This window comes from Acinetobacter sp. TG2027 (assembly GCF_000302435.1).
Taxonomy (GTDB): domain Bacteria; phylum Pseudomonadota; class Gammaproteobacteria; order Pseudomonadales; family Moraxellaceae; genus Acinetobacter; species Acinetobacter pittii.
On the sequence record NZ_AMJN01000066.1, the window covers coordinates 1 to 22,230 of the forward strand.

Annotated in this window: 20 protein-coding genes and 3 pseudogenes; 7 read left to right on the plus strand and 16 right to left on the minus strand. The window is 36.3% G+C overall.

Translation table 11 applies throughout. From position 1 onward, the window contains the following. Positions 1–112: 112 nt before the first annotated feature. Positions 113–733 (minus strand): TetR/AcrR family transcriptional regulator, encoded by a 621-nt coding sequence (locus B806_RS0118760; RefSeq protein ID WP_017385947.1) that lies wholly within the window; start codon positions 731–733, stop codon positions 113–115. A 166-nt stretch (positions 734–899) separates the two neighbouring features. On the opposite strand from B806_RS0118760, the gene B806_RS0118765 reads away from it, so the two are divergent. Then, the gene (locus B806_RS0118765; RefSeq protein WP_017403354.1) at positions 900–2,477 is read left to right on the plus strand and encodes an MFS transporter; all 1,578 of its coding nucleotides are present in this window, start codon (positions 900–902) and stop codon (positions 2,475–2,477) included. Further along, positions 2,474–3,559 carry an HlyD family secretion protein gene (locus B806_RS0118770; RefSeq protein ID WP_017385949.1) on the plus strand — a complete coding sequence of 362 codons (1,086 nt, stop codon included), beginning with the start codon at positions 2,474–2,476 and terminating at the stop codon, positions 3,557–3,559. Before B806_RS0118765 ends, B806_RS0118770 begins: the two co-directional genes overlap by 4 nt. A gap of 78 nt (positions 3,560–3,637) precedes the next feature. On the opposite strand, the pseudogene B806_RS0118775 reads toward B806_RS0118770, so the two are convergent. The 6 genes and pseudogenes from B806_RS0118775 to B806_RS0118800 all read right to left on the minus strand — a co-directional run bounded on the left by B806_RS0118775 (position 3,638) and on the right by B806_RS0118800 (position 10,081). Then, positions 3,638–4,894: pseudogene (locus B806_RS0118775) on the minus strand (OprD family outer membrane porin). A gap of 78 nt (positions 4,895–4,972) precedes the next feature. Further along, positions 4,973–6,316, minus strand: a complete 1,344-nt coding sequence (locus tag B806_RS0118780) for an aromatic acid/H+ symport family MFS transporter (RefSeq protein WP_017385951.1) — start codon at positions 6,314–6,316, stop codon at positions 4,973–4,975. Between the two features lie 111 nt (positions 6,317–6,427). Beyond that, entirely contained in the window at positions 6,428–7,129 is a 702-nt protein-coding gene (locus tag B806_RS0118785; protein ID WP_017385952.1) for a fumarylacetoacetate hydrolase family protein, read from the minus strand. A 31-nt stretch (positions 7,130–7,160) separates the two neighbouring features. After that, positions 7,161–7,799, minus strand: a complete 639-nt coding sequence (maiA, locus tag B806_RS0118790; RefSeq protein WP_017385953.1) for a maleylacetoacetate isomerase — start codon at positions 7,797–7,799, stop codon at positions 7,161–7,163. Further along, positions 7,796–9,016, minus strand: a complete 1,221-nt coding sequence (locus B806_RS0118795; protein WP_017403355.1) for a 3-hydroxybenzoate 6-monooxygenase — start codon at positions 9,014–9,016, stop codon at positions 7,796–7,798. Before B806_RS0118795 ends, maiA begins: the two co-directional genes overlap by 4 nt. 27 nt (positions 9,017–9,043) lie before the next feature. After that, a complete protein-coding gene (locus tag B806_RS0118800; protein WP_017385955.1) occupies positions 9,044–10,081 on the minus strand; it encodes a cupin domain-containing protein in 1,038 nt (345 codons plus the stop codon). A 154-nt stretch (positions 10,082–10,235) separates the two neighbouring features. Between B806_RS0118800 and B806_RS0118805 the strand changes: the two genes are divergently transcribed. The 3 genes and pseudogenes from B806_RS0118805 to B806_RS0118815 all read left to right on the plus strand — a co-directional run bounded on the left by B806_RS0118805 (position 10,236) and on the right by B806_RS0118815 (position 12,795). After that, complete coding sequence (locus B806_RS0118805) at positions 10,236–11,129, plus strand: LysR family transcriptional regulator (RefSeq protein ID WP_017385956.1); 894 nt, start codon at positions 10,236–10,238, stop codon at positions 11,127–11,129. A 133-nt stretch (positions 11,130–11,262) separates the two neighbouring features. Continuing rightward, positions 11,263–11,949 (plus strand): annotated as a pseudogene (locus tag B806_RS0118810) (substrate binding domain-containing protein); the annotation flags it as partial. Positions 11,950–12,330: 381 nt separating this feature from the next. After that, positions 12,331–12,795 carry a DoxX family protein gene (locus B806_RS0118815; protein WP_017386102.1) on the plus strand — a complete coding sequence of 155 codons (465 nt, stop codon included), beginning with the start codon at positions 12,331–12,333 and terminating at the stop codon, positions 12,793–12,795. 73 nt (positions 12,796–12,868) lie between these two features. On the opposite strand, the gene B806_RS0118820 is transcribed toward B806_RS0118815, so the two are convergent. The 6 genes and pseudogenes from B806_RS0118820 to B806_RS0118845 form a co-directional block, all read right to left on the minus strand. After that, a complete protein-coding gene (locus B806_RS0118820) occupies positions 12,869–13,312 on the minus strand; it encodes a hypothetical protein (RefSeq protein WP_228132072.1) in 444 nt (147 codons plus the stop codon). A 130-nt stretch (positions 13,313–13,442) separates the two neighbouring features. Beyond that, the gene (locus B806_RS0118825; RefSeq protein WP_000770264.1) at positions 13,443–13,583 is read right to left on the minus strand and encodes a hypothetical protein; all 141 of its coding nucleotides are present in this window, start codon (positions 13,581–13,583) and stop codon (positions 13,443–13,445) included. A gap of 193 nt (positions 13,584–13,776) precedes the next feature. After that, positions 13,777–14,124 carry a TonB C-terminal domain-containing protein gene (locus B806_RS0118830; RefSeq protein ID WP_017403358.1) on the minus strand — a complete coding sequence of 116 codons (348 nt, stop codon included), beginning with the start codon at positions 14,122–14,124 and terminating at the stop codon, positions 13,777–13,779. A 202-nt stretch (positions 14,125–14,326) separates the two neighbouring features. Continuing rightward, positions 14,327–14,785: a hypothetical protein gene (locus tag B806_RS0118835; protein ID WP_017403359.1), complete on the minus strand. Its 459-nt coding sequence runs from the start codon at positions 14,783–14,785 to the stop codon at positions 14,327–14,329. Between the two features lie 295 nt (positions 14,786–15,080). Then, a pseudogene (locus B806_RS20150) lies at positions 15,081–15,338 on the minus strand (TetR family transcriptional regulator); the annotation flags it as partial. Positions 15,339–15,447: 109 nt separating this feature from the next. Beyond that, entirely contained in the window at positions 15,448–17,847 is a 2,400-nt protein-coding gene (locus B806_RS0118845; RefSeq protein WP_025466713.1) for a membrane-bound PQQ-dependent dehydrogenase, glucose/quinate/shikimate family, read from the minus strand. Between the two features lie 534 nt (positions 17,848–18,381). Between B806_RS0118845 and B806_RS0118850 the strand changes: the two genes are divergently transcribed. Then, positions 18,382–19,299 (plus strand): LysR family transcriptional regulator, encoded by a 918-nt coding sequence (locus tag B806_RS0118850; protein ID WP_017403362.1) that lies wholly within the window; start codon positions 18,382–18,384, stop codon positions 19,297–19,299. A gap of 119 nt (positions 19,300–19,418) precedes the next feature. Here B806_RS0118850 and B806_RS0118855 read toward each other — a convergent pair whose 3' ends face one another. The 3 genes from B806_RS0118855 to B806_RS0118865 all read right to left on the minus strand — a co-directional run bounded on the left by B806_RS0118855 (position 19,419) and on the right by B806_RS0118865 (position 21,105). Then, positions 19,419–20,030, minus strand: coding sequence for a glutathione S-transferase family protein (locus tag B806_RS0118855; protein WP_017403363.1), 612 nt, complete (start codon positions 20,028–20,030; stop codon positions 19,419–19,421). Positions 20,031–20,100: 70 nt separating this feature from the next. After that, positions 20,101–20,520: a DoxX family protein gene (locus B806_RS0118860; protein WP_017403364.1), complete on the minus strand. Its 420-nt coding sequence runs from the start codon at positions 20,518–20,520 to the stop codon at positions 20,101–20,103. Between the two features lie 12 nt (positions 20,521–20,532). Continuing rightward, on the minus strand, positions 20,533–21,105 hold the full coding sequence (locus B806_RS0118865; RefSeq protein WP_017403365.1) for an NAD(P)H-dependent oxidoreductase: 573 nt from the start codon (positions 21,103–21,105) through the stop codon (positions 20,533–20,535). Positions 21,106–21,263: 158 nt separating this feature from the next. Here B806_RS0118865 and B806_RS0118870 point away from each other — a divergent pair, with 158 nt between their 5' ends. Continuing rightward, positions 21,264–22,181, plus strand: a complete 918-nt coding sequence (locus tag B806_RS0118870; protein ID WP_000654049.1) for a LysR substrate-binding domain-containing protein — start codon at positions 21,264–21,266, stop codon at positions 22,179–22,181. Positions 22,182–22,230 lie beyond the last annotated feature (49 nt).

The window sequence follows — 22,230 nt, forward strand, 5'->3', positions numbered from 1 at the left end:
GAATGGTGAGATGACCAAAGAAGCGATCTAATCAATTAAAAAAAGAGACCACAAAATGGTCTCTTTTTAATTTCCACATCCAGAGCTTATAGATAGAATAAAATTTCCTAAATTAATTTGATTTGTAATTGATATTTTTTAAAAACAAATCAACAGCGTATTCAACCCAAGTACTGATTTCATTCTCTGATATTAAATAATCAGGATGCGTCAAACATTTTAGATGAGCATCACTTCTTAATAGCGATAAAAATATATTCGTAGCAACTTCTGAAGAAGAGCTTAATTCAATTTCGCCCTGTTTAACGGATTTTTCTAGATATCCTGCAATGATATTTGCTAGACGCTGTGGACCCAATTCAAAGAATTTTTCAGATAACTCTGGGAACCTTACCGCTTCTGCAATACAAACCCTAAAAAAAGCCAAGCCTGAATGCGATAATATAAAACACAGATAGGTCTTCCCAATTTCAGTTAGTGCTGATCGTAAATTATCGGCTTTTGTCTCAACTAAAATAATTTGTTTTTGCATGTTGGTACATTGACGTTCAATCACCGCTGCAAACATCGCTTCTTTATTCTTATAGCAACCATACATCGTTGCTTTTGAAACCCCCGCTTCCTTTTGAATCATGTCGGTCGTTGTTCCACTAAAGCCGTGGATCAAAAAAAACTTTGTTGCTGCATCCAGAATTTTTTGATCTTTTTCATGAGCTTTCGTTAAACCAGACATATTGACCTTATAAAAATTTTAGCGATTTCGTTCTAAGTGTAACTCATCGAAAAGTTCAAAATCGAGAATTGACGGAAATTTAATTAAAGAGTAGAGTACCGATCGGTACAGTACAGTAAATATTTACTCCGTGCAATGAATTGATGTTTAAGATTTAAGGTAAAAGATGAATACAAAGCCACTCATCGGTTTAGCAGGTGCAATATTTGCTGCAATGACTGTTGAATTTAATAACCGAATTACCAGCATTACTTTAGTCGACATTCGAGGTGCAATGGGTATTAGTGTCGACTCGGGTTATTGGGTTAACAGTATTTACGCAAGTGCAATGATTATTGGCATGATCCTGTCTACGAGTTGGGCAGTCATTTTTTCTATGCGCAGAGTTCTTCTTTTTGCTATAGGACTTTGCCTTTTTTCTAGCGTTTTAATTCCTTTTAGTCCAAATATCGAAATCTTTTATCTATTACGTGGCTTACAAGGGCTCGCCAATGGTTTAACCATTCCTTTGCTCATGGCCTGTGCGCTTAGATTTTTAGGACCTGATATTCGACTATGGGGTCTCGCCTGCTATGCATTAACTGCGACGTTCTTTCCCAACTTAAGTGCTGCACTCTCAGCTTTTTACTTAGATGTAATTGGATGGAAAATGATATTTTTCCAAACCATTCCTTTTTGTGCGCTAAGCGCTGCACTGGTGTATTTTGGTATTCCCCAAGATCCTCTTAATTATTCAAGAATAAAAACTTACGATTGGATTGGTGCCATTTTAGCGATTATTAGCTTAGCTAGTCTGAGCACCCTGCTTTTGCATGGCAATCATTTAGATTGGTTCCATTCTCAATTAATTTGTGTATTGGCTTTAATTAGTGCGATTACTTTACCTTGGTTTTTTATACATGAATGGCGTTATCCGTCACCACTCATTAAACCGCAAATGCTCGAAATCCGAAATTTTGCTTATGCTGTTTTCGCACTCTTTTGCTTTGTCATTATTGGTATGTCCACCAGCACATTACCACTCAATTACTTAAGTGCTGTACATGGCTATAAACCCACTCAGACCATGTGGATTGGCTTACAAATTGCGGCCCTGCAATTTATCTATATTCCTATTGTTGTGAAGCTTTTAAATCAAGCTTGGGTGGATAGCCGGTATGTACACGGGTTTGGCTTACTTCTGGTCATTGCGGGTTGCCTAGGTGCAAGTCAACTTGATACCACATGGAATCAAGACCAATTTTATTTTTGGCATGCAATCTCATGTCTGGGGCAAACCTGTGTCGTGCTCTCGCTCTTAATGATGGGGACAAACAGTGTTCACCCAACTATGGCAATTTATGCATCCCCTATGATTAATACCCCGCGTGCTATTAGCGGTGTACTGGGTGTTTGTATTTTAGACTGGATCAGTCGAGTACGCGGTGAATACCATTCAACACGACTGATTGAAAATACAGCCCAACATGTTTTCCAAAATATTCAAGGCCCTGTTATTAATCCACTTACTCCACCTGTGCTCACCGCAAATGGTGCAGATCGTGTTTCAGGTGGTTTATCTGCCCTAAATTCTGCGATTCAAGCGCAACAATCAGTTTTAGTTATTAGCGATCAATATCTCATCTTAGCTGGCCTTACCGCTATTTTATTCATCGTGATGTTGATTTTGCCAGTTCGAACTTATCCGCCACGTATTGCTCTCATTAAGTTAATGAATAGTCATAACTCAGGAAAATCTTTATGAGTACTCTCGAAGCCCAAGACACCATCCATACCGAACCACCCAAGTTAACCAAGGTGCAATTTCTCAAAAAGCATTGGGTTATGGCTATTGCGTTTATTATTGTCTTAGCATCTATTTTGTGGGTTTTAAAACTTATATTTTTACCGTCTTCGGTTGTTGAAACAGACGATGCACGTGTAGATGTAGAGTATTCAACTATTGCCCCTAAGGTATCTGGCAATATTGAAGAAATTTACATTAAAGATCATCAGACCGTAAAAAAAGGCCAACTTTTAGCAAGGATTGATGCACGTGATTATCAAGCTGCTTTGGCTGAGGCTGAATCTAATTATGCCAAAGCGCAAGCTGACCTGAGTGAAGCAATGCTCGCAGTGGATAGACAACCCACTGTTATTCGTGAAACTGAAGCACAGCTGAGAAAAGTAGAAGCTGGAATTAAGCTCACAAAAGACAATACGGCGCGTTATGAGCAACTACAAGCACTTGGAGCGGAATCTAGATTAATTACCCAGCAGTCTAAGACTACATTGACTGAACAATATGCTGACTTAGACAGCAGTAAAGAAAAAGTGATTGATGCACAGTATCAGCTCAACCAATACAAGATTCAGGTACAAGCCAAACAAGCTGCTCTTAAACAAGCACAAGCCGCACTTGATAAAGCAAAACTGAATTTGAGCTATACAGAGGTTCGTGCGCCTATTGATGGCATGATTGGTCAAAAGTCAGCTAACGTAGGTAACTTTGTGAGCGCTGGTAATCCACTCATGGTGGTTGTTCCTATAGATCAGGTTTATGTAGAAGCCAACTTCCGTGAAATTGAGTTAAAAAAGATCAAGATCGGACAATCTGTTAATGTCTATGTAGATGCTTATAACGTTGAGCTAAAAGGTGTGGTAGACAGCTTCTCTCCATCTACTGGCGCATTTTTCTCTCCGATCTCGGCGACCAATGCAACAGGTAACTTTACCAAGATTGTTCAGCGTCTACCTTTACGAATCAAGCTTATTGAAAATCAAAAAGACGTTAAATTATTACGCCCAGGTTTATCTGTTTTAGTCTCTATTGATACGACTAAATAATTAGTCTAAACCTTGGAATATGAGAGAAAAAAGAGACCTTTTACGGTCTCTTTTTTAATGATGAGTGTTAAAAAGTCTTTAAAACTTTTTGGTGTAGTTGACAAATAGACGATCTTCACCAAAGTCATTGCCATGTTTTACGTTGTAATCAATACGAATGTATTGAAGAGCGACGCCTTTTAAGAAAGGCTGCTGAAACGCATAATTTAAAATCACATTCGATTCAGTTTCATGGTTTTTTTCACCATTGGCTGCATTAAAGTCATGGCCGTAAACATATTTAACCATTGCATTTAAACCTGGAACATAATCTTTAAAGTCGTAGCCATACATCACATGATAAGACTTTTCGTCTTCTTTAAAGAATCCAGTTGCGTTCCAGTTAATGAAATAGGTTTCTGGTAAGAAACCATCTGGTAGAGGGTAAGCTGATTCACCCATAATTTGTTGGTAGCCCAAGCCAAAGGTATGGTTTTTTACTTTGAGCGTTTCTAGCACCCCGATGTTTTACGCATCAATATCAAAAGTATTGCCATCATCTTTTGCATTGAAGTATTTAAACTTAGATGTAAGCGCAAAGTTAGGCTGTTTCCAATTGTGCTCAAGTCCAACATAGTGTTTGTTGTACAGGTCTTCTAAATTACCAAAGTAATATTCACCCTTTAGCGACGGTGTGAATTGATAGCGCAGATCTATGTAATTTAAACCATCAGATTCTTTAGTGATTCCATTTGCCGTGAAAGAAAACTTTTTAAAGTCTTCTTCATTTCGTGGAGATACTTTTTCCACTCGACCAATTTCTGCATAGAGCTGATCTGAAAGTTGCGACTTAAGATTGGTTCCCCAATAAGAGGCAAGTAATTGTCGGCTGGCATCCACAGCCGTTACAGGCAGGTCTAACCAGAGTTCACCGACACTTAAAAGGGTTTTGTCATAACCTAGTTTTAAAGTTGCGCCGTATTTTTGATAGTCTGAAGCCTGAGATTGTGTTTCTTTATTAAAAGGTAAAACCGTGTCCGCAATATGTTTGTCTGAACTCAAGCGCACGGCGTATTGTACAGAAGCATCTGCACCAATCGTAATGGGCTTGTCTGCAATTTGCAGAGGGGTGTCATGCATTTTCGACTTATAAAATAGCGATGCTGCCTGAGACCAACTGCCAGTATCTTTTAAGGCATCATTATCAAAATTACGGTTGATATAGGCATTCTTTAGCGTGAACTTCCATTCATCTTCGCTTTGTTGAGAGGTATCTGCTGCCCACAACAAGGAATGACCACTACAGATAAATAAAAGAGTAGAAAACTTTAAATATGGGGTTTTTAAATATTTCATGAAACAAATCATCCTTTAATTATTGTCTGCGCCATCCTTTGGCACAGACATATATTTGTTCGGTGCGATAGCCTTATCTCAATTTGAAGCGACTAAAACTTGAGACTGATTTTTCTTTAAACGTTTAATGAGTAACAACGAAACCGCGGCACAAAATGCAGGTATCGCTAAAATACTTAAAATTTCAAAACTGGAGAGGTTTAATGACATTAACCAGCCGCCCATAATTGACCCCACAATCGACCCTGAGCGCCCTACTGCGTTGGCCCAACTTACCCCTGTTGCACGGCAATGTGTTGGATAAAAACTAGATGCAAAAGCGTTTGCTCCCACTTGCGAACCACTAATTCCTGCACCTACCCCAAACATGGCAAACATCAATAAAGCCGTGTTTGCCTGTTCAATTCCAAACCCTAAACAAATCAGGAAGAATCCGCCAAAAACATAAGCCGTACTTAAAATTTTGGTTGCATCCATCTTATCCATTAGTAGGCCTAAGACAATCGCACCAATGGTTCCACCTATTTGGAAAATTGAAGTAAGCCATGACGCATTGGATAAATTAAAGCCCTCATTGGTTAATAAAGTAGGCATCCAACTTGAAATCATATAAATAATGAGAAGGCTCATAAAAAAGGTAAACCAAATCAAAAAAGTACCCAAAGCAAAGCCTTTATTAAACAAATCTTTCAAACTTGATTTTTCAACTTCATTGACTGTTGGAACCAAAGTTGGTGTGCTATTTAAATGCGGTGCGATACAGTGAATAATCTTTTCAATTTTCTGGGTGCTCTTCTTTTTAAGCACTAAAAATCGAATAGACTCAGGTAGTAAAAAATATAAGAAAGGTACAGTCGCTAAAGGCAACACTCCCCCAATAAGCAAAATACCGTGCCAACCAATATGAGGAAGTAGCTGAGCTGAAAAAATGCCACCAAGAGCAGAACCAATGGTAAAACCACAGAACATCATAGTCACTAAATTAGAACGGCGAGATGTAGGCGCATATTCAGAGGTCAAAGTAATTGCATTAGGTAAAGCCCCACCTAAGCCCAAACCAGTGAGAAATCTCCAAATAATCAGAGTTTGTAAATCTGCTGAAAAAGAGGCAAAAACACTGGCAATTCCAAACATAATGACCGACCCAATCAAAATCGGTTTACGGCCTAATTTATCGGATAACGGCCCAAAAATGAGTGCACCTGCCATCAGTCCAAATAAACCAGCGCCAAATAAAGGTGCCAAATCGGTTGCTTGCAACCCCCATTCCGCCTTTAAAGCAGGTGCAATAAACCCAACTGCCGCGGTATCAAAACCATCAATCGCAACAATCAAAAAACACAACCACATGATTAATTTTTGCAAAGACGATAGCGGTATTTCATCAATGAAACTTTGTACGTCTATAGAGTTTTGAGACATGAGAGCTCCTTTCGCCAATACATTGGCGTATATGCAATCCTTAGCAAAGGCGCCCAACTGTATTTTTTATTTAGGTTGAGCACCTATTTCAATAAATCAGATCAATTTGATTTATTTCACATTCACCGTAATTCCAGTCAGTCCAGTAATGTCTGCACGCATAACATCACCTTTCACTACCGCACCCACGCCTTCTGGAGTTCCTGTAAAAATCAAATCACCTGCTTTTAGTTCAAATAACGTAGATAAATTGGCAATCGTTTCGGCCACAGACCAAATCAGGTGACTGACATCGCTGTGCTGTTCGGTTTTACCATTTACCGTTAAATGAATATCTGCATTATTGATTTCACCCGTTTGAGTAATCGGATGAATTGGGCCAACTGGTGCAGAAAAATCAAAAGCCTTACCGATTTCCCATGGTCGACCTTTTTCACGCATTGCCATCTGTAAGTCACGACGTGTCATATCTAAACCAACGGCATAGCCATAGATATAGTTCACTGCATCCTCAACCGAGACATTTTTGGCATCTTTACCAATTGCAACAACCAACTCAATTTCATAATGAAAATTTGAAGTTTCAGATGGATATGGAATATCAACCGCATCTTTATTTACCGGAACAATCGACTCAAGATCATTTGGCTTACAAAAGAAAAATGGTGGTTCACGGTCTGGGTCAAAACCCATTTCACGGGCATGAGCAGCATAGTTACGGCCAACGCAATACACACGGCGTACTGGAAATTTATACTCTGAGCCATGAATAAATAGACCCGCAGTGGTCATTGGTTCAAAAATAAATGACATGTTAAATTCCTTCTATTAGGTTAATCACGACTCAAAATGCATCGGCCTGCTGTTCAGGTGCTGCTTTTTGAAATGCTTCTAAGGTCATGCAATGTTGGTAAATTTCATTAATATTTGAATAAGCCGACAAATCGACTTTAAAACGCTCGGCAGACACTACTTGTGGAACTAAATAGGCATCTGCAATGGTAGGTTGATTGCCATAGCAAAACTTTTCGCGATTCTGGTCTTGTTCCAAAATATGCTCTAAAGCAGCAAATCCATCCTGAATCCACTTGGCACACCATGCATTGATTTGTGCATCATCCAACCCTAAGTTCTGGCGTAAATATTCAAGAACACGCTTGTTGTTTAAGGGGTGAACATCGCATCCAACTAATGCAGCAATGGCACGGACTTTTTCACGACCCAATGCATCTGTAGGCAATAAAGCAGGTTCGGGATATTGTTCTTCTAGCCATTCGATAATGGCTGGACTTTGCAACAAGTTTCCCGATTCAGTTTCAAGTACTGGTACAAATCCTTGCGGATTTAAAGCTTTAAAAGCAGCTTGATGGTGTTCGTTTTTAGCGAGCGATATATAAGCCGCTTCGTAAGCCAAACCCTTTAGGTTCAAAACAATGCGAGTTCGGTGTGATGTACCGCTACGGAAAAAACTATAAAGTTTCATGCTACATTCCCTTGATAGTTTTTCACTGCATCAAGGCAGTTATTGACATTCCAACCATATAACCACTCCATTGCATCATAAAAACGTTCAGTAGGACGTCCACGCCACAAATCGTTGCGAACCAAGCGTTGTACACCTTTGGCATGGTAAATTTTGCCCATTTCACGTGAAGACAAAACAATACGTGCTGTACGTGCCACTCGTGCTTTTTGATAAATATCAAAAGCTTTTAAAATGTCATGGTCGGTAACACGTAAGGCTTCGCCTAAAGTTACGGCATCTTCCATCGCCATACATGCACCTTGCGCCATATATTGCGTGGTTGGATGTGCTGCATCACCAAGTAATGTCACACGGCCAAAAGTCCAGGTTTCAATCGGTTCACGGTCTGCGGTTGCCCAGCGGCGCCAGCTTTTAGGTAACTCAATCAATTGACGAGCTTTCGGGCAAATTCCTTGAAAATAAGACAGCACTTCTTCTTTTGAACCATCGGTTACGCCCCACTGTTCTTGCTCACGGCTATGGAACGTCACCACAACGTTATATTCCTTTCCGCCGCGCAGTGGATAATGCACAAGGTGGCAATTTGGCCCGACCCAAATACTGGCCGCATTCCATTTCAAGTCTTCAGGAAACTCGCTTTCAGGTACTACAGCACGGTAAACCACATGGCCTGTAACCAATGCAGGGTCACCTACATAAGTGTCACGCACAACAGATTTAACCCCATCAGCACCGATAAGTGCCTGACCATGATATTGCGTACCGTTTTGATCGGTAATCGTTACGCCAGCATCATCTTGGTCAACTTTTTGAATATAACAATTAGTGATAATTTCCAAGTTGCCGTATTTTTTAGCACCTTCCACTAATGAACCATGAATATCGGCACGGTGAATCACCGCATATGGGTTACCAATACGTTCACGGAATTTTTCATCGGTTGGAATTTTGCCGACCTGATATTCATCAATCGCATCATGCATGACCATATAGTCGGTATAGACCGCTTTACTGCGAGCAATTTCACCAATTCCCAGCGCATCAAAGGCATGAAAAGCATTCGGGCCTAGTTGAATACCTGCACCGATCTCACCAATTTCAGGGGCTTGTTCAAAAACCTGTACCTTAAAGCCTTGTTTTGCCAAAGCCAGTGCAGCTGCAAACCCGCCAATGCCGCCACCAGCAATTAATATCGGTTGTTGAGTATTTGACATGATTTATATCCTTATAAAATATTCTATTTACTGGCGCTCACGCACAGAGTACAGACCCAATTTCCGTTGTAAGGGTGCTTCATCTGCAATAAACAAATAGCATGGTTGATCTGAGGTATTGATTAAATCAATATGTGAAAAACATGGTGCACATGCCGTATCAGCTTTATTTAAATTGAAATCTTTCTGATCAATTTTGACTTGTAACTGACCGTCAATCACATGAAAAATTTGGGCAGTAGAGCGTGGTTGGAGCTGTAAAGTTTCATTTGGTCTGAGCATTAAAGCTGAGTAACCAATAATATTTTGGCAGTCATCACCAGTTTCAGGATTGATGTAAGTCACCTGAATTGGGGCTTGATGGTTTTTATCATCTGCAAGCGCATGCAAAACTTTTTTGGTTTCTTTCCAAGAGTAACGCATGATCGGATACGAGGCATTTTCACGGGTAAAATGTGCAGTTGGCACAATACCAGTACCATAATAATGGGCACTTCCGGCACTGGTCACTTTTTGGATTTCACCCGGTTGTACATAAGAAGCTTCCATGTAATAAACCAAAGGTAAATCCAGTACATCTAACCAGATCACAGGCTCATCACCCTCATGTCCATGTTCATGCCAAAGCCCTGATGGTGTAAGGATTAAATCCCCATGCTCCATCATGCATTTTTGACCTTCAACAGTCGTATACGCCCCTTCACCTTCAACAATCAGACGCACTGCATTTGGGGTATGTCGATGTGATGGCGCCCATTCTTTTGGTAATAAAAGCTGCATGCCAAGATACATGACCGAACTGGCTTTCATATTTTCCAGACCATGTCCGGGATTTGCTAAAACCAATACACGGCGTTCAGCTTTTTCAATTGGTGTTAACTCACCTGCTTCGAGCAATAAAGGTTTAATATTCTGAAAATACCATGCGGTCGCTATCGTCTGCGGCATCGGTTTATGCGGAGGTAATACATTGCGTAAACTTGGCCATAAAGGGACTAAATTTGATTCTTCAAGTTGACCAAGATAACGTTTCGGCAAGTCATCTAGTGTTGCTAACTGTTCCATTTCAGATCCTCTATTTAAGGCCAATTGGTACAAGAATGCTTTGTACTTTTACGGCCTATTCTTCCTTGGTCATCAATTTAACAATCGAAAATTGTTGAATCCATGCACAAAAAACAATAGTCTGTATTGATAAAATCAATACAAGGAAGTTAAAGTGTTTGATCTTGATACTCGGCTTTTACAAATTTTCTTTGAAATTTATAAACATAGCAGTGTATCTAAAGCTGCTGAACAGCTTGAAATCGGACAACCGACTTTAAGTATTGCGTTAAATAAATTACGTGAGCATTTTCAGGACCCACTTTTTGTTCGTATTGAAAATAAGATGCAACCTACTGAGTTATCTAAACAAATATATCCGCTGGTTGTAGAAATTCTGAACCGACTAAAACTGGTTCAAAACTACAATATTGAATTTGATCCACAGACTTCAAATTATCAATTTAAAATCAGCATGACTGATATTAGTCATCTTGTTTTATTACCTAAACTGATCAATTATTTACGTGCCCATGCACCTAATATTCGCTTAGAAATTGTCCCCATTGATGCCAATACACCAGTCATGATGTCAAATGGAGACATTGATTTAGCCATTGGTTTTTTGCCTCAGCTTGAAGCAGGTTTTTATCAGCAAACGCTTTTCCAACAACGTTATATTTGTATTGCCAGTAAAGAACACCCAAGGCTTACAGGCACAACGCTTTCAGACCAAGAATTTCGCCAAGAGCTGCATGTCGATATTTTCGCAACTGGTGGACACTATGTGCTGGAGCATGAGTTACAAAAACTTGGAGTAAACCGAAATATTCTGGTTCGCCTGCCAAGCTATCTAGGCGTTGGATTAGTTGTTCAAGACACAGATGCGATTGCAACGATTCCCCATTATTTAAGTCAGGTGCTTCTAGTAAGAGGCGGTTTAAAAGTTTTAGAACTGCCTTATCATTTTCCAACTTATAGTGTGAAGCAGCATTGGCATGCACGAGTTCATCAAACACCAAGCAACCAATGGTTAAGAAGAGTATGTTTTGAACTTTTTTCTGAGTAGAGCGTTTAAACAGACACCATTAAAAATCTAATAAAAATAAAAAGACTTTGCATAGGTGAATAAGATTTCACTACACAAAGTCTTTATAAAATCTTTTTTAATTAATCTAAATTCATGGCAACCGTTCTAGTTGGAAGCACAAAAGGCTTTACAAGATAAAACCATAGTGCCATCGGGACTCGTCCGAATTAATGCCCCTGTATTTTTTGGTCAACGGCATATTGCGCCGTGGTTGGCGGGTTTATCAGAACGTTATCCAAGACTCTTAATAGAACTAATACAAACCGATGAATTTATAGATCCGTTACGCGAAAGCACCGATTTAATATTTCGCATTGGAACGCTGACCGACTCATCATTTCATGCACGTATTTTTGGTACACAAAAATACCATTTGGCAGCATCTCCTCAGTATGTTGCCAAATACGGTACGCTTGATCAGCCGACAGAACTTAATCAACACAAATGCCTAGTCTATAAAGGCTTTGAAGGTCCTAACCGTTGGTTAGTGCGGAAGCCTGCTGAAGAATGGGTACATTATCCAATTACTCCCTTACTTTCTTCAAACAATGCCGAGAGCTTAATGACAGCTGCACTTCATGGTATGGGGATTGTTTTATTTCCTGACTGGTTGATTGGCGAAGCTTTAAAACAAGGACACTTAATCAAGCTTTTACCTGAATATGAAGTCGCGATTAAATCGCAACCCCAGCATATTGCAGCCATTTATCCAAATGTCCGCCATCCACCACTTAATATTAGAGCAGTGATAGATTATTTTTCAGAAATCTATGGAGACACACCGTATTGGCAGAATTAATTTTGTAAATAGAGTAAAAGAGATCAATTAACTGGTATCTTTTTGATTTATAACAAATCTATAAAGACTTAGCCGCAAATACTAGCTATTATTCTTTTTGTTTTTGGATCGATAACTATCGTGACTCTGTCTGGGCGAAATTCTTCTGTAACTGGCTCCCCAACATAAGCACTTCGATAAACTCTCGTATTAGTTGCCCACCCATAACCCATATAGAATAAGGCTTACGGTATAATAACAATCTATTAATTTATAAAATAAAATCAGGTAATTGCGTTCATTGTAGGAAATTGAAAGACAAATATCATACATCACAAAACTTGCTTAAGCTTGAACACTTCATCCATATTTCTAGAATATTTCTCCACTTTTTCCCGCTCTATGTTGAAAATATTTTTCCAAAATCCCCTCTACTCCACAAAATTTAATAATTTTTCTCTAGCTCTTATAAGAATATCGATTGGGCTATTCTTTTTAACGACTGGATATAACAAGCTTTTTGTAGAAAAGAATCAACAAATTATGTTGGATACTATAATTCATGCAGGAATACCATTTCCTGAGTTCATGGCTGTCTTTGTATCTCTTTGTGAGTTTGTACTTGGACTAATGCTTACTATTGGGCTCTTTACTCAAATTTCTTGTTTGATCTTGATCTTTATTTGTTTTATTGCATTCATCACAGTAGGCATCTATACAATTCCATCAGGACTAGATTTAATAACTTGGACAAGTTGGTTTTTTTATATTCACGATCTACTTTATATATTTATTCTAACTTTTATTCTTTCCAAAAAGCCTGACCCTTTAACCCTTGATCATTTATTATTTAAAAAATTTATGTAAATAAAAGCCCTGCTAACAATCAGTCTTTAGCTGGGCTCTCTTTAGTGAAATATGTTTGACTAATTTAACTAATTTAATACTGGTACTTATAATTAAGATATAGAAAATAGAGAGCGTACAATACTCCCGCGACAATGAGAGTAAGAAAGAATGAAACTAAACATATGATTTTCATTTCAAATGATATATTCGCTTTAATTCCTGTCTCTTGCTCCCTTCTTCTTATAGAAAGATAACCTTTCATATTCCAAAAAGTGAAAAATATAATCGTAATAATTATGAGACAAAGCAAAAGATAGTATTCTGATGTGAAAGGATTATTGATAGCGTCATTGCATTTTTGCTTTTCTATTATTTCTGCTTGAGTTAATTCAGTTTTCACTGAAACACCCCATTTCTGACTATCAGGTAGAAAATACTTATATTCACAATAATCTATAAATTTTTCTTTCTGATCACGTCCATCTCCTTTAGTTCCAGAAGATGATGTATGATTAAGTCTTACTGTAGTTGTCATTTGCCATTTGTATTTAAAAATTTGGAGCAATTATAAATACCAACTTGCTCCAAACTCAATAAACACTATTACAATAAAAAAAGCCCATCTTCCGATGAGCTTTTTATTTAATTGGGATTATTAATATGCATTAGGCTTTAAATTCTGCTAATACAAAGTTTTTTACTATTTCATCAAAATTAGGTTTCAGAAGAGTTGGCTTGCTATCTTTTATAGTTTTATACCAATAACTCGCTGCAACTCCCATACTAATCAAAGCTAACAATTTCATTGCTCACCTCACTTATTGGGAAGAGTGAAACTTAAAGTATCATTCGCGTTTGTAGCGTTCCAACTCGTTTTAGGGTGGTTTCTGTATATTTTTTAAGCACTATGTAATAAATAAAGCCCATATCTTTGTGAGCTTTCTTTAAGGTCAGTAGTGCAATTTACTTACATCGCATCCAATATAACGCAAAAAAGATTTATTCTTCGGTTTTAACTTCGTCTGTAGCTGGAGTAATTATAAATGGTTGAGTGAAGTAAACTGGATAATCCAGATTCTTATATCTAAGATTCAGCTTTTCCTGAAATTTCATAAAGTTTGCAGCTCTTATCATTTTTAAAATTTTTTCATCTTGCTCTAGATCACCACTACTCTTAGTAAGAACTACCTCAAATGAACCATTTTTATAAAGTTTTATACGTGCCTCTGCTGTTAGATCTTTTGGCGCTGATTTAGAAATATGAGTACTTGGAACTTTATCATTTCCATAGACAGACATGCCAAGAGTTAAAACAAATAGTCCTTTTACTAAATATCTTTTTATCATATTTTACCTATAGTTACGTTTACTCATATTTTTATAAATGCTAGGATTAAATAAATCATTGAATAACCTAAATAATATGAGCTTTAGTATTTATTTACCAGCTAAATCTTTTAAAGGGACACATAACAATACTATTATCGAAGGTAGTTTCGAATCTGGTTCATTTGAAGGCCATCTTTTCTTTAATGGAAATTATTTACTATTACCATCCAAGAGCTGCGGCAATTTGAACTGCTCCTATTGCAGAAGCTAGGAACAAAAAGATTGCAGGCACTTCTATAGCGACAAAAAGTCGCATTACTTGCCAAAAAATTACTTTATCATGTTTCCATGATAGATAAATTCTCTTAAAAAAATTAATAAAAGTCTGTTTTAAAGTATCTTTCTTATTCATTGGAATGCCCAAACTTTTAATTCGCTCATCCAATTCATTATTTAATGGTTTAATAAATTGCATAAAGCTAGAGAAACACCAGAAAAATAAAAAACTGATAATTGCTAAAGTAAATATCCAAAAAACTAACCACTGATAAGTCCAGATAGGTAAATGAACAGCTCGATAAAGTAATAATAAGCAAATCGAACCTAATACTGATTGAGTAACTAGATTTGACATAAATTTAGAAAAGGCTTCTTGCCCGTTCTCACTTAAAATATACATAGAAAATTCCTAAAAATATTAATTTTCATAAAGTTAAAGTTATTATGTTTGCAAACATGTGAGTAAAGATAATTGTATTTTTAATCTTCAGCAAGATACTTAATAATTGTTATTCAACAAATTATATACTTTTTTACAACTGATTTTTTACATTAATTATGGTCTAATTCTTTTTAAATCCAAAGCGCCAACTTTTCCCAGTTAGCGCTTTTTTTGTTTACAATTTCCTGATTATTTTTTATAAAATTCTCTAGCGGTGTATTAAGCCAATGATCAATTTACAGCTTATTCTCAGCTAAAAATAACTGATTAATGTACCCGAACAAAAAAACCTCACCACCACATCCCTCTCTTCCAAACTTTTTGAGCTTAAAATCTGGAACATCAAGCCATCAATTAAGTTTAAAAACAAATTGGCATCGGGCTTTAATGAATGAGTGTCCAAACTAAAAACCAAATCAAAAAGTTCTTTAAGCAGCTATTTTCTATACTCAATTGCCATGTGGTAGGCCTGCGAGTAAATCTGTTTAGTTTCAAAAATGGCTTTAAGTATGCGGTGCCGCCCAATTATGCCACCACACCTCAAGCAGTAAAACTAAGAAAAAAGAGACCTTTTATGGCCTCTTTTTCTAAAAAATAGAACTTGGTAAAAGATTTTAAATTTATTTTTTCATTAGTTTAAAAGCAACTACATAGTCACCGGGCGGTGTTTGCATAAAGTAATGGCCACCTGCAACAATAACAACATACTGCTCTCCATCAATAGAATAAGTCATAGGTGTTGCTTGTCCACCCGCAGGTAATTTGGCACTCCAGATCGACTTACCAGTTTTACTGTCAAAGGCATGCAAACGGTTATCAGTTGCAGCAGCAACGAATACAACTCCACCATCTGTAATAATAGGCCCACCATTATTAGGTGTACCAATATTAATAGGTAAATATGTTGGCAATCCAAATGGACCATTGTGCTCTGCAGTTCCCAAAGGTTTTTGCCAAATCACTTTCTTGGTGTTCATATTAATAGCAGTAACCATTCCATATGGTGGTTCATTACAAAGCACATTGGTAATTGGAGCATAGAATGGTTGAACATTTACTGCATAAGGAGATTCAGCCATTGCTGCAATTGAGCCATTTTTCTTAGCACTAAATTTCGGATCATCCATCGGTAAAATACCTTCTTGATCTGCTTTAGCTCTTGCAACCAACTGGTTGTACATTGGGGTATTACTCCAGTTAGCGATCAAAATACCATTTTTAGGGTTATAGGCTATGCTTCCCCAATCACTACCACCATTAAATCCAGGATATTGAATCCATGGTTTATTAACCGTAGGAGGAGTAAATTCACCCACATAATATGCTTGTCTATATTTAATACGACAAAGCATTTGATCAATTGGTGATATGCCCCACATTTTTGATTCTGTTAAATCTGAAAACCCTAATCGAGGAATATCTACAGACCATGGTTGTGTAGGCGAACGCACATCATCTGGAATAACAGATTTAGGAGCTTGGCGCTCGACAACTTTTGAAATGGGTTTACCTGTAATTCGGTTTAATACAAATGTCTGTCCTCTTTTTGTTGGCATAATGAGCGCTGGAACAATCTTTCCTGATTGATCTTTATAATCAAGTAGAGTTGCTTGTGATCCTAAATCATAATCCCATGCGTCCTTATGAACAGTTTGAAAGCTCCATTTTTTTACCCCTGTTTGAGCATCCAATGCAACAACTGTGGTAGAAACTTGATTTTCTTCTTCTGTACGTAAAGCGCTATAGTAGTCGGGGGCCGAACTTCCTGTTGGAACATAGACTGTATTTAATTTTTCATCAACAGTCATAACTGTCCAAGAGTTAGGCGTACCACGGCTATAGGTTTCACCTTTTGGAGGTAATCCATGTCGATTTGGTTGTCTTACATCCCAAGCCCATTTAAGAGAGCCAGTATCAACATCGTATGCACGTATTACCCCGGATGGTGCTGTACGGCGTTGGTTATCTTGAACTTTATGGTTGACTACAATTACTCCATTTACTACAGGGGGTGGCGATGTAACAGCCATGAATCCTGGAACTGTATGACCAATCCCTTCTAGCAAGTTAACATGTCCATTTGTACCAAATTGGGGACATGCCTTTCCTGTTTTTGCATCTACCGCTATAAGTTGCATATCTAGTGTGCCTTCAATCACCTTTTCATGACATATTTCATTCTCAGGAATTACTTTTGAAGTATAGAACGTGACACCGCGACACACTGCGGTCGACGGTAATTTTTCATAAGCTAAATTATGCTTATATTCCCAAATTTTCTTACCAGTACGCGCATCTAATTTCAGCATGTTATTGGTAGCAGTACACAAGTAAAGAGCATCATTGACTTTAATTGGTGTTGTTTGGGCAGCCCATTTATTTTTTTTATCTACAGGAGGCATATCTCCTGTACGCGTTACCCAGACTTGTTTTAACTGATTAATATTTTCAGGGTTAATTTGATTAGTGGGTGAAAAACGGGTTCCCTGCGCATCTCTTCCATAATACCGCCAATCACTATCTGGTTGAGTACTATCCGCATGGTATACATTTGAAGTATTTTGAGGAATTTGGCTTGTATCGAGAGAAGTGAAATAGGGATACCATGCTAATGCACCTGCTATAACAAAACATGTAACAATAAAGCCGGTAAAACTATAAGCAACTCTTTTTCGTATACCATGCGCAATATATGGCAGGAGTAAAGATAAAAAAAATGCGAATACAGCTATGGTCGCTACACGAGGTATCCAGCCCCAAAATCTTGTACCAGACTCCCAAATTGTCCAAATGAGTGTGTACACAAAAACTATGCCAAAGATTTTAGCGCCTATAATCTTGTTTAGATATAGATATATACTTGATATTATGAGTAATAATCCAGTAATGCAGTAATACCAAGATCCATTTAATATTATTAAATATGCTCCACCACCAAACAAAGTCAGAGCAAACAATAACTGTATCACTGCATAAGCTTTTATAAAAAAGCTTGCACTCCCTATAGATTTAGAGCCCATTATTACCTCTTTTTAAATTATTTTTAAACATAATTCCAAGCCATATCTTTAAAATCACCGTATATAATTTCTATTCACAGTCACAGTATCTAGATTTAAAAAATTTGCGAAAGGTTAGGTGAATTTTAAAGGAATAGAGAGTGTGAATAATGCTTAAAAACAGTAGAAGATAGATTTTTCTACAGACAAATACTTTTACAAAGACACTATTAATTATAATTTTTTTAAAAAGCTAAACTATCGCTAAAAATGAAATTATATGTTGCATTTTTTGCAACATAAAAAAATAAATAAAAAATAACAATAGTTTATATTAATATTTTTATAAAAATGTATTTAAAAAATATCTTTCACTCTCTCAAAATACATGGTAAAAATCATATATAAAAAACAAATAGATACACAAAAATTTCTTAAAAAATACTCTACTAAAATATACATTTATTTTTCTAGGTATTACTTATTTTCAGTAAAATTACAAAAAAATAAGCATATTATAGAAAAATAAAAATCTTAATTTTTGATGCAGCCCCTATGAAAGACCTGAACGATTTATACATTTTTTCCCTAATTGTAGAGCATGGTGGATTAAGCAAAGTTGAAGAAAAAACTGGTATAAGCAAATCCAAATTAAGCCGTAGATTATCTACATTAGAAAAAAATCTAAATATTAAATTACTACAAAGGGACTCTCGACAAGTCAAAATGACTGCTATTGGCGAACAAATTTATCAATATGTTCAATCTATGCTTAAAGAGGCTCAAAATGTTTATGATTTAATTGATCAATGTCAAGAGGAGCCAATAGGTACTATTAATGTGAGTGTTCCAATTGGAGTTGCAGAAAGACAATTACCTTTGATTGTTCCAGAATTTATGGAGAAATACCCTAAAGTTGCAATAAACTTTATAGTGACTAATAAAAAAATTGATATATTAAAAGAATCAATAGATATTTGTATTAGGGTCGGCTCTAGCAAAGAAGTTGATAACAATTTAGTAATGAGACATTTAGGCTATCTTGAATCCGTTTTAGTCGCTAGCCCTGAATATATTCAACGGTATGGAATACCTAAACATCCAAATGAATTAAATAATCACAAATTATTAAGCAACAACCTGGATAATGAAAATCAGATTTGGTTTTTTGAAAATTTAGAACAAAAGTTAAATACAAGTATAAAGCCATTTATTAAAGCTTCAAGCCTAACATTACTCATGTCATTAGCACAAGATAACCAAGGTATTGCTTTACTCCCTCTTATCAGATGCCGAGATTTAATAAATGAAAAGAAACTTATAGTTATTTTACCTGAATGGAAGCTTCCTAAAGGAAATTTTCATATAATATTTCCACCTAGAAGTGGAGCACTTCCAGCATCTAAAGTTTTTCTCGATTTTTTAATTGAAAAAATGCCAAATTTAATCAATAAAATGCAAGCTATAACATAATTTATTTTTAAATTATTTATTTAAATTTCATTCTACAAAATACGTTATTTCTATAATCTATTTTATGACTATAAAATATAAAAGAGGAACATACGGATGTTCCTCTTTTTACATAAAATTTATTGCGACAAACTTGATTCAAACTTTAGAACTTCTTGTATAGAACTTCTTTTTTCCAAGTTATATTTCAAATTGAGAATTTTAGGCCATTTCTCTAAGTCTATAGAAAAATAGTCACACCAATGTAGCATTACAAAGAAATAGAAATCTGCGATTGAGATTTCATTGCCATTTAAATACTGATTTGACTGAAGTTTATTTTCAATAAAATCAAAACTTCTTGATAACTTGTGTTTGGATACTTCAATCCAAGACTCAATCTTTTCTTTGTAGAAAAAAGCAGAGAAATTTTTATGTATATCCATACTAATAAATGACAATAGACTCATCATTTCATAACGTTCAAAAGAACTAGATTTGGGTATTAGATTTTTCTCTGGAACCAAGTCAGCTAAATAAGTCAGTATTGTTGTAACTTCAGTTATGACTTTACCATTTTCAAGTCCAAGTGCTGGAACTGCCCCTTTAGGATTAATCTTTAAATAATCCAATCCGGATCCAGTGACTTTTGTTGATAAGTCTACAAACTCTGTATCAAATACTTGCCCTGTTTCTTTTAAAGCAATATGAATCGCCATTGAACAGGCATGAGGATAAAAAAATAATCTCATTGATAATAACCATTATTTAAATAGAAAAATAAAGGTAAAAATACAAATATGTACCTTTACCTTTCTGAAATTATTTAAGTTTCTTATCTACACTCAGGCCACCTGCGCCAAAGATAACAAGAGCCAGTAGACCTCCAGCCATTGAAATGTTTTTCATAAACATAATTTGGCTGTTCATATCAGAACCACTGTGAAATAGCACTGCTGCCACTAACGAGAAACCAAACAATAGAAATGCTGCAAGTCGCGTTTGAAGGCCAATCAATACAAGGAAACCACCTCCAAACTCAACCAGAATTGCTAATGGCAATAATGCAGATGACACTCCCATAGACTCCATATATCCAGCATTACTCGAATATTGAAATATCTTTCCTAATCCGGATAAGACAAAAATTACAGATATCATTACCCGCATTAGAAGTGATGCAAATCCAAATACTTTTGGATGTTGGATAATTTTTTCGATTGCGTTATTAATTCTAGTCATAATTATTCTCTCTCAGTTTGGAGCAGGAATAGCAAACATTTGTGGAATACTATTAATTGCTTTACTAATTGATTGAGAACGAGTTGGAAAAGCCATTCCTTCAGCACGTACTACAAATACGTCTTGTATACCTAAGAAATTAAAAATATCTTTTAAATAAGATTCTTGATGATCCATAGGAAATTGATCACCATAAGCACTACCGCGAGCACTCACAATAATAACTTTCTTACCTGAAACTAAGCCTTGTGGCCCATTCTCTGTATATCTGAAAGTCCGACCTGCAATTAAAATTCGGTCAATCCATGCTTTCAAAGTGGTGGGAATACTCAAGTTGTACATCGGTGCCCCTAGTACAAAAATATCTGTTTCTTCAAATTGTTGAAGAATACGTTCATCAACTTGTGCTTCTTCACTCAAACTATCAAAGTGTTTTGAAAAATGTGGAAGTGGTTCTACATGCAAATCGCGATAGGTTACCTCTAAAGGACCATGTTTTTTTAACTCTTGAACTACTGCTTGCCCAATCTCCCGAGTAGCCGAGAATTCACCGAGAGCACTTGAGTCTAAATGTAAAAGTTTCATTTCATACCTATAAGGGTTTTAAGTCGTGAAATGAGTTTATTCGTTTTATATTTGCCACTTAAGCCCTATAATCGGGAACATATGTTGCAAAAAATGCAACCAACAAAGATAAAGTTCGAAGTAAGATAAATTATTGGTTCATTAAGGTTAAAACACCGATGAAAGATTTAAATGATTTATATATTTTTGCTTTAATTGTCGAACATGGTGGTCTAAGTAAAGTAGAACAAAAAACAGGTATATCTAAATCAAAATTAAGCCGAAGACTCTCAAATTTAGAGAAAAATTTAAACGTTAAATTATTACAACGAGACTCAAGACAAATTAAGCTTACTGCAATCGGCGAGCAGATTTATCAATATGTACAATCAATGCTTTTAGAAGCGCAAACTGTTTATGACTTAATAGATCAGTTACGCGGCGAGCCGATTGGATCAATTACTGTAAGCATTCCTATAGATGTTGCAGAAAGAATTATGCCTCTCATTCTTCCTGAATTTATGGATAGATACCCAAAAGTAGAAATCAAATTTATTGTTACCAACAAGAGGGTTGATATTCTTAAAGAATCTGTCGATATTGGGATCCGTATTCGACAGAACTTAGATAGCGATCACAATTTAGTGATGAGACATCTTGGTTATACACAATCAGTATTAGTCGCCAGTCCACAATATCTCAACCAATATGGTACACCTACGCATCCTAGCGATTTAAGTAAGCATAAATTGTTAAGTAATATCGAAAATGAAAATCAAACTTGGTTCTTTAGCAATCAAACTATTAATGAAAATGTAAGTTTGCCTATAAAACCATTTATCAAAGCTGCAAGTTTAACTTTGCTTAATTGTTTAGCTACCGATGGAAAAGGTATTGCTTTGCTGCCTTTATTAAAATGCAAAAGCCTGATATTAGAAAAGAAACTTATCGTCGTTTTACCTGAATGGGAACTTCCAACTGGAAATTTTCATTTAATCTTTCCATCTCGGAGCGGTGCTTTACCAGCATCAAAGGTTTTTCTTGATTTCTTAATCGAAAAAATTCCTCCTCTACTCAAAGAAATGCAGGATATTTAATTAAAATAAATATATAAAATGTCTATACCCGATTTTAGGTATAGACATT

Bases quoted from the DNA above. Each gene is read 5' to 3' on its own strand.
- B806_RS0118760 (WP_017385947.1), bottom strand. From the start codon at position 733: ATGTCTGGTTTAACGAAAGCTCATGAAAAAGATCAAAAAATTCTGGAT.
- B806_RS0118765 (WP_017403354.1), top strand. From the start codon at position 900: ATGAATACAAAGCCACTCATCGGTTTAGCAGGTGCAATATTTGCTGCA.
- B806_RS0118770 (WP_017385949.1), top strand. From the start codon at position 2,474: ATGAGTACTCTCGAAGCCCAAGACACCATCCATACCGAACCACCCAAG.
- B806_RS0118780 (WP_017385951.1), bottom strand. From the start codon at position 6,316: ATGTCTCAAAACTCTATAGACGTACAAAGTTTCATTGATGAAATACCG.
- B806_RS0118785 (WP_017385952.1), bottom strand. From the start codon at position 7,129: ATGTCATTTATTTTTGAACCAATGACCACTGCGGGTCTATTTATTCAT.
- maiA (WP_017385953.1), bottom strand. From the start codon at position 7,799: ATGAAACTTTATAGTTTTTTCCGTAGCGGTACATCACACCGAACTCGC.
- B806_RS0118795 (WP_017403355.1), bottom strand. From the start codon at position 9,016: ATGTCAAATACTCAACAACCGATATTAATTGCTGGTGGCGGCATTGGC.
- B806_RS0118800 (WP_017385955.1), bottom strand. From the start codon at position 10,081: ATGGAACAGTTAGCAACACTAGATGACTTGCCGAAACGTTATCTTGGT.
- B806_RS0118815 (WP_017386102.1), top strand. From the start codon at position 12,331: ATGTTGAAAATATTTTTCCAAAATCCCCTCTACTCCACAAAATTTAAT.
- B806_RS0118820 (WP_228132072.1), bottom strand. From the start codon at position 13,312: ATGACAACTACAGTAAGACTTAATCATACATCATCTTCTGGAACTAAA.
- B806_RS0118825 (WP_000770264.1), bottom strand. From the start codon at position 13,583: ATGAAATTGTTAGCTTTGATTAGTATGGGAGTTGCAGCGAGTTATTGG.
- B806_RS0118830 (WP_017403358.1), bottom strand. From the start codon at position 14,124: ATGATAAAAAGATATTTAGTAAAAGGACTATTTGTTTTAACTCTTGGC.
- B806_RS0118835 (WP_017403359.1), bottom strand. From the start codon at position 14,785: ATGTATATTTTAAGTGAGAACGGGCAAGAAGCCTTTTCTAAATTTATG.
- B806_RS0118845 (WP_025466713.1), bottom strand. From the start codon at position 17,847: ATGGGCTCTAAATCTATAGGGAGTGCAAGCTTTTTTATAAAAGCTTAT.
- B806_RS0118850 (WP_017403362.1), top strand. From the start codon at position 18,382: ATGAAAGACCTGAACGATTTATACATTTTTTCCCTAATTGTAGAGCAT.
- B806_RS0118855 (WP_017403363.1), bottom strand. From the start codon at position 20,030: ATGAGATTATTTTTTTATCCTCATGCCTGTTCAATGGCGATTCATATT.
- B806_RS0118860 (WP_017403364.1), bottom strand. From the start codon at position 20,520: ATGACTAGAATTAATAACGCAATCGAAAAAATTATCCAACATCCAAAA.
- B806_RS0118865 (WP_017403365.1), bottom strand. From the start codon at position 21,105: ATGAAACTTTTACATTTAGACTCAAGTGCTCTCGGTGAATTCTCGGCT.
- B806_RS0118870 (WP_000654049.1), top strand. From the start codon at position 21,264: ATGAAAGATTTAAATGATTTATATATTTTTGCTTTAATTGTCGAACAT.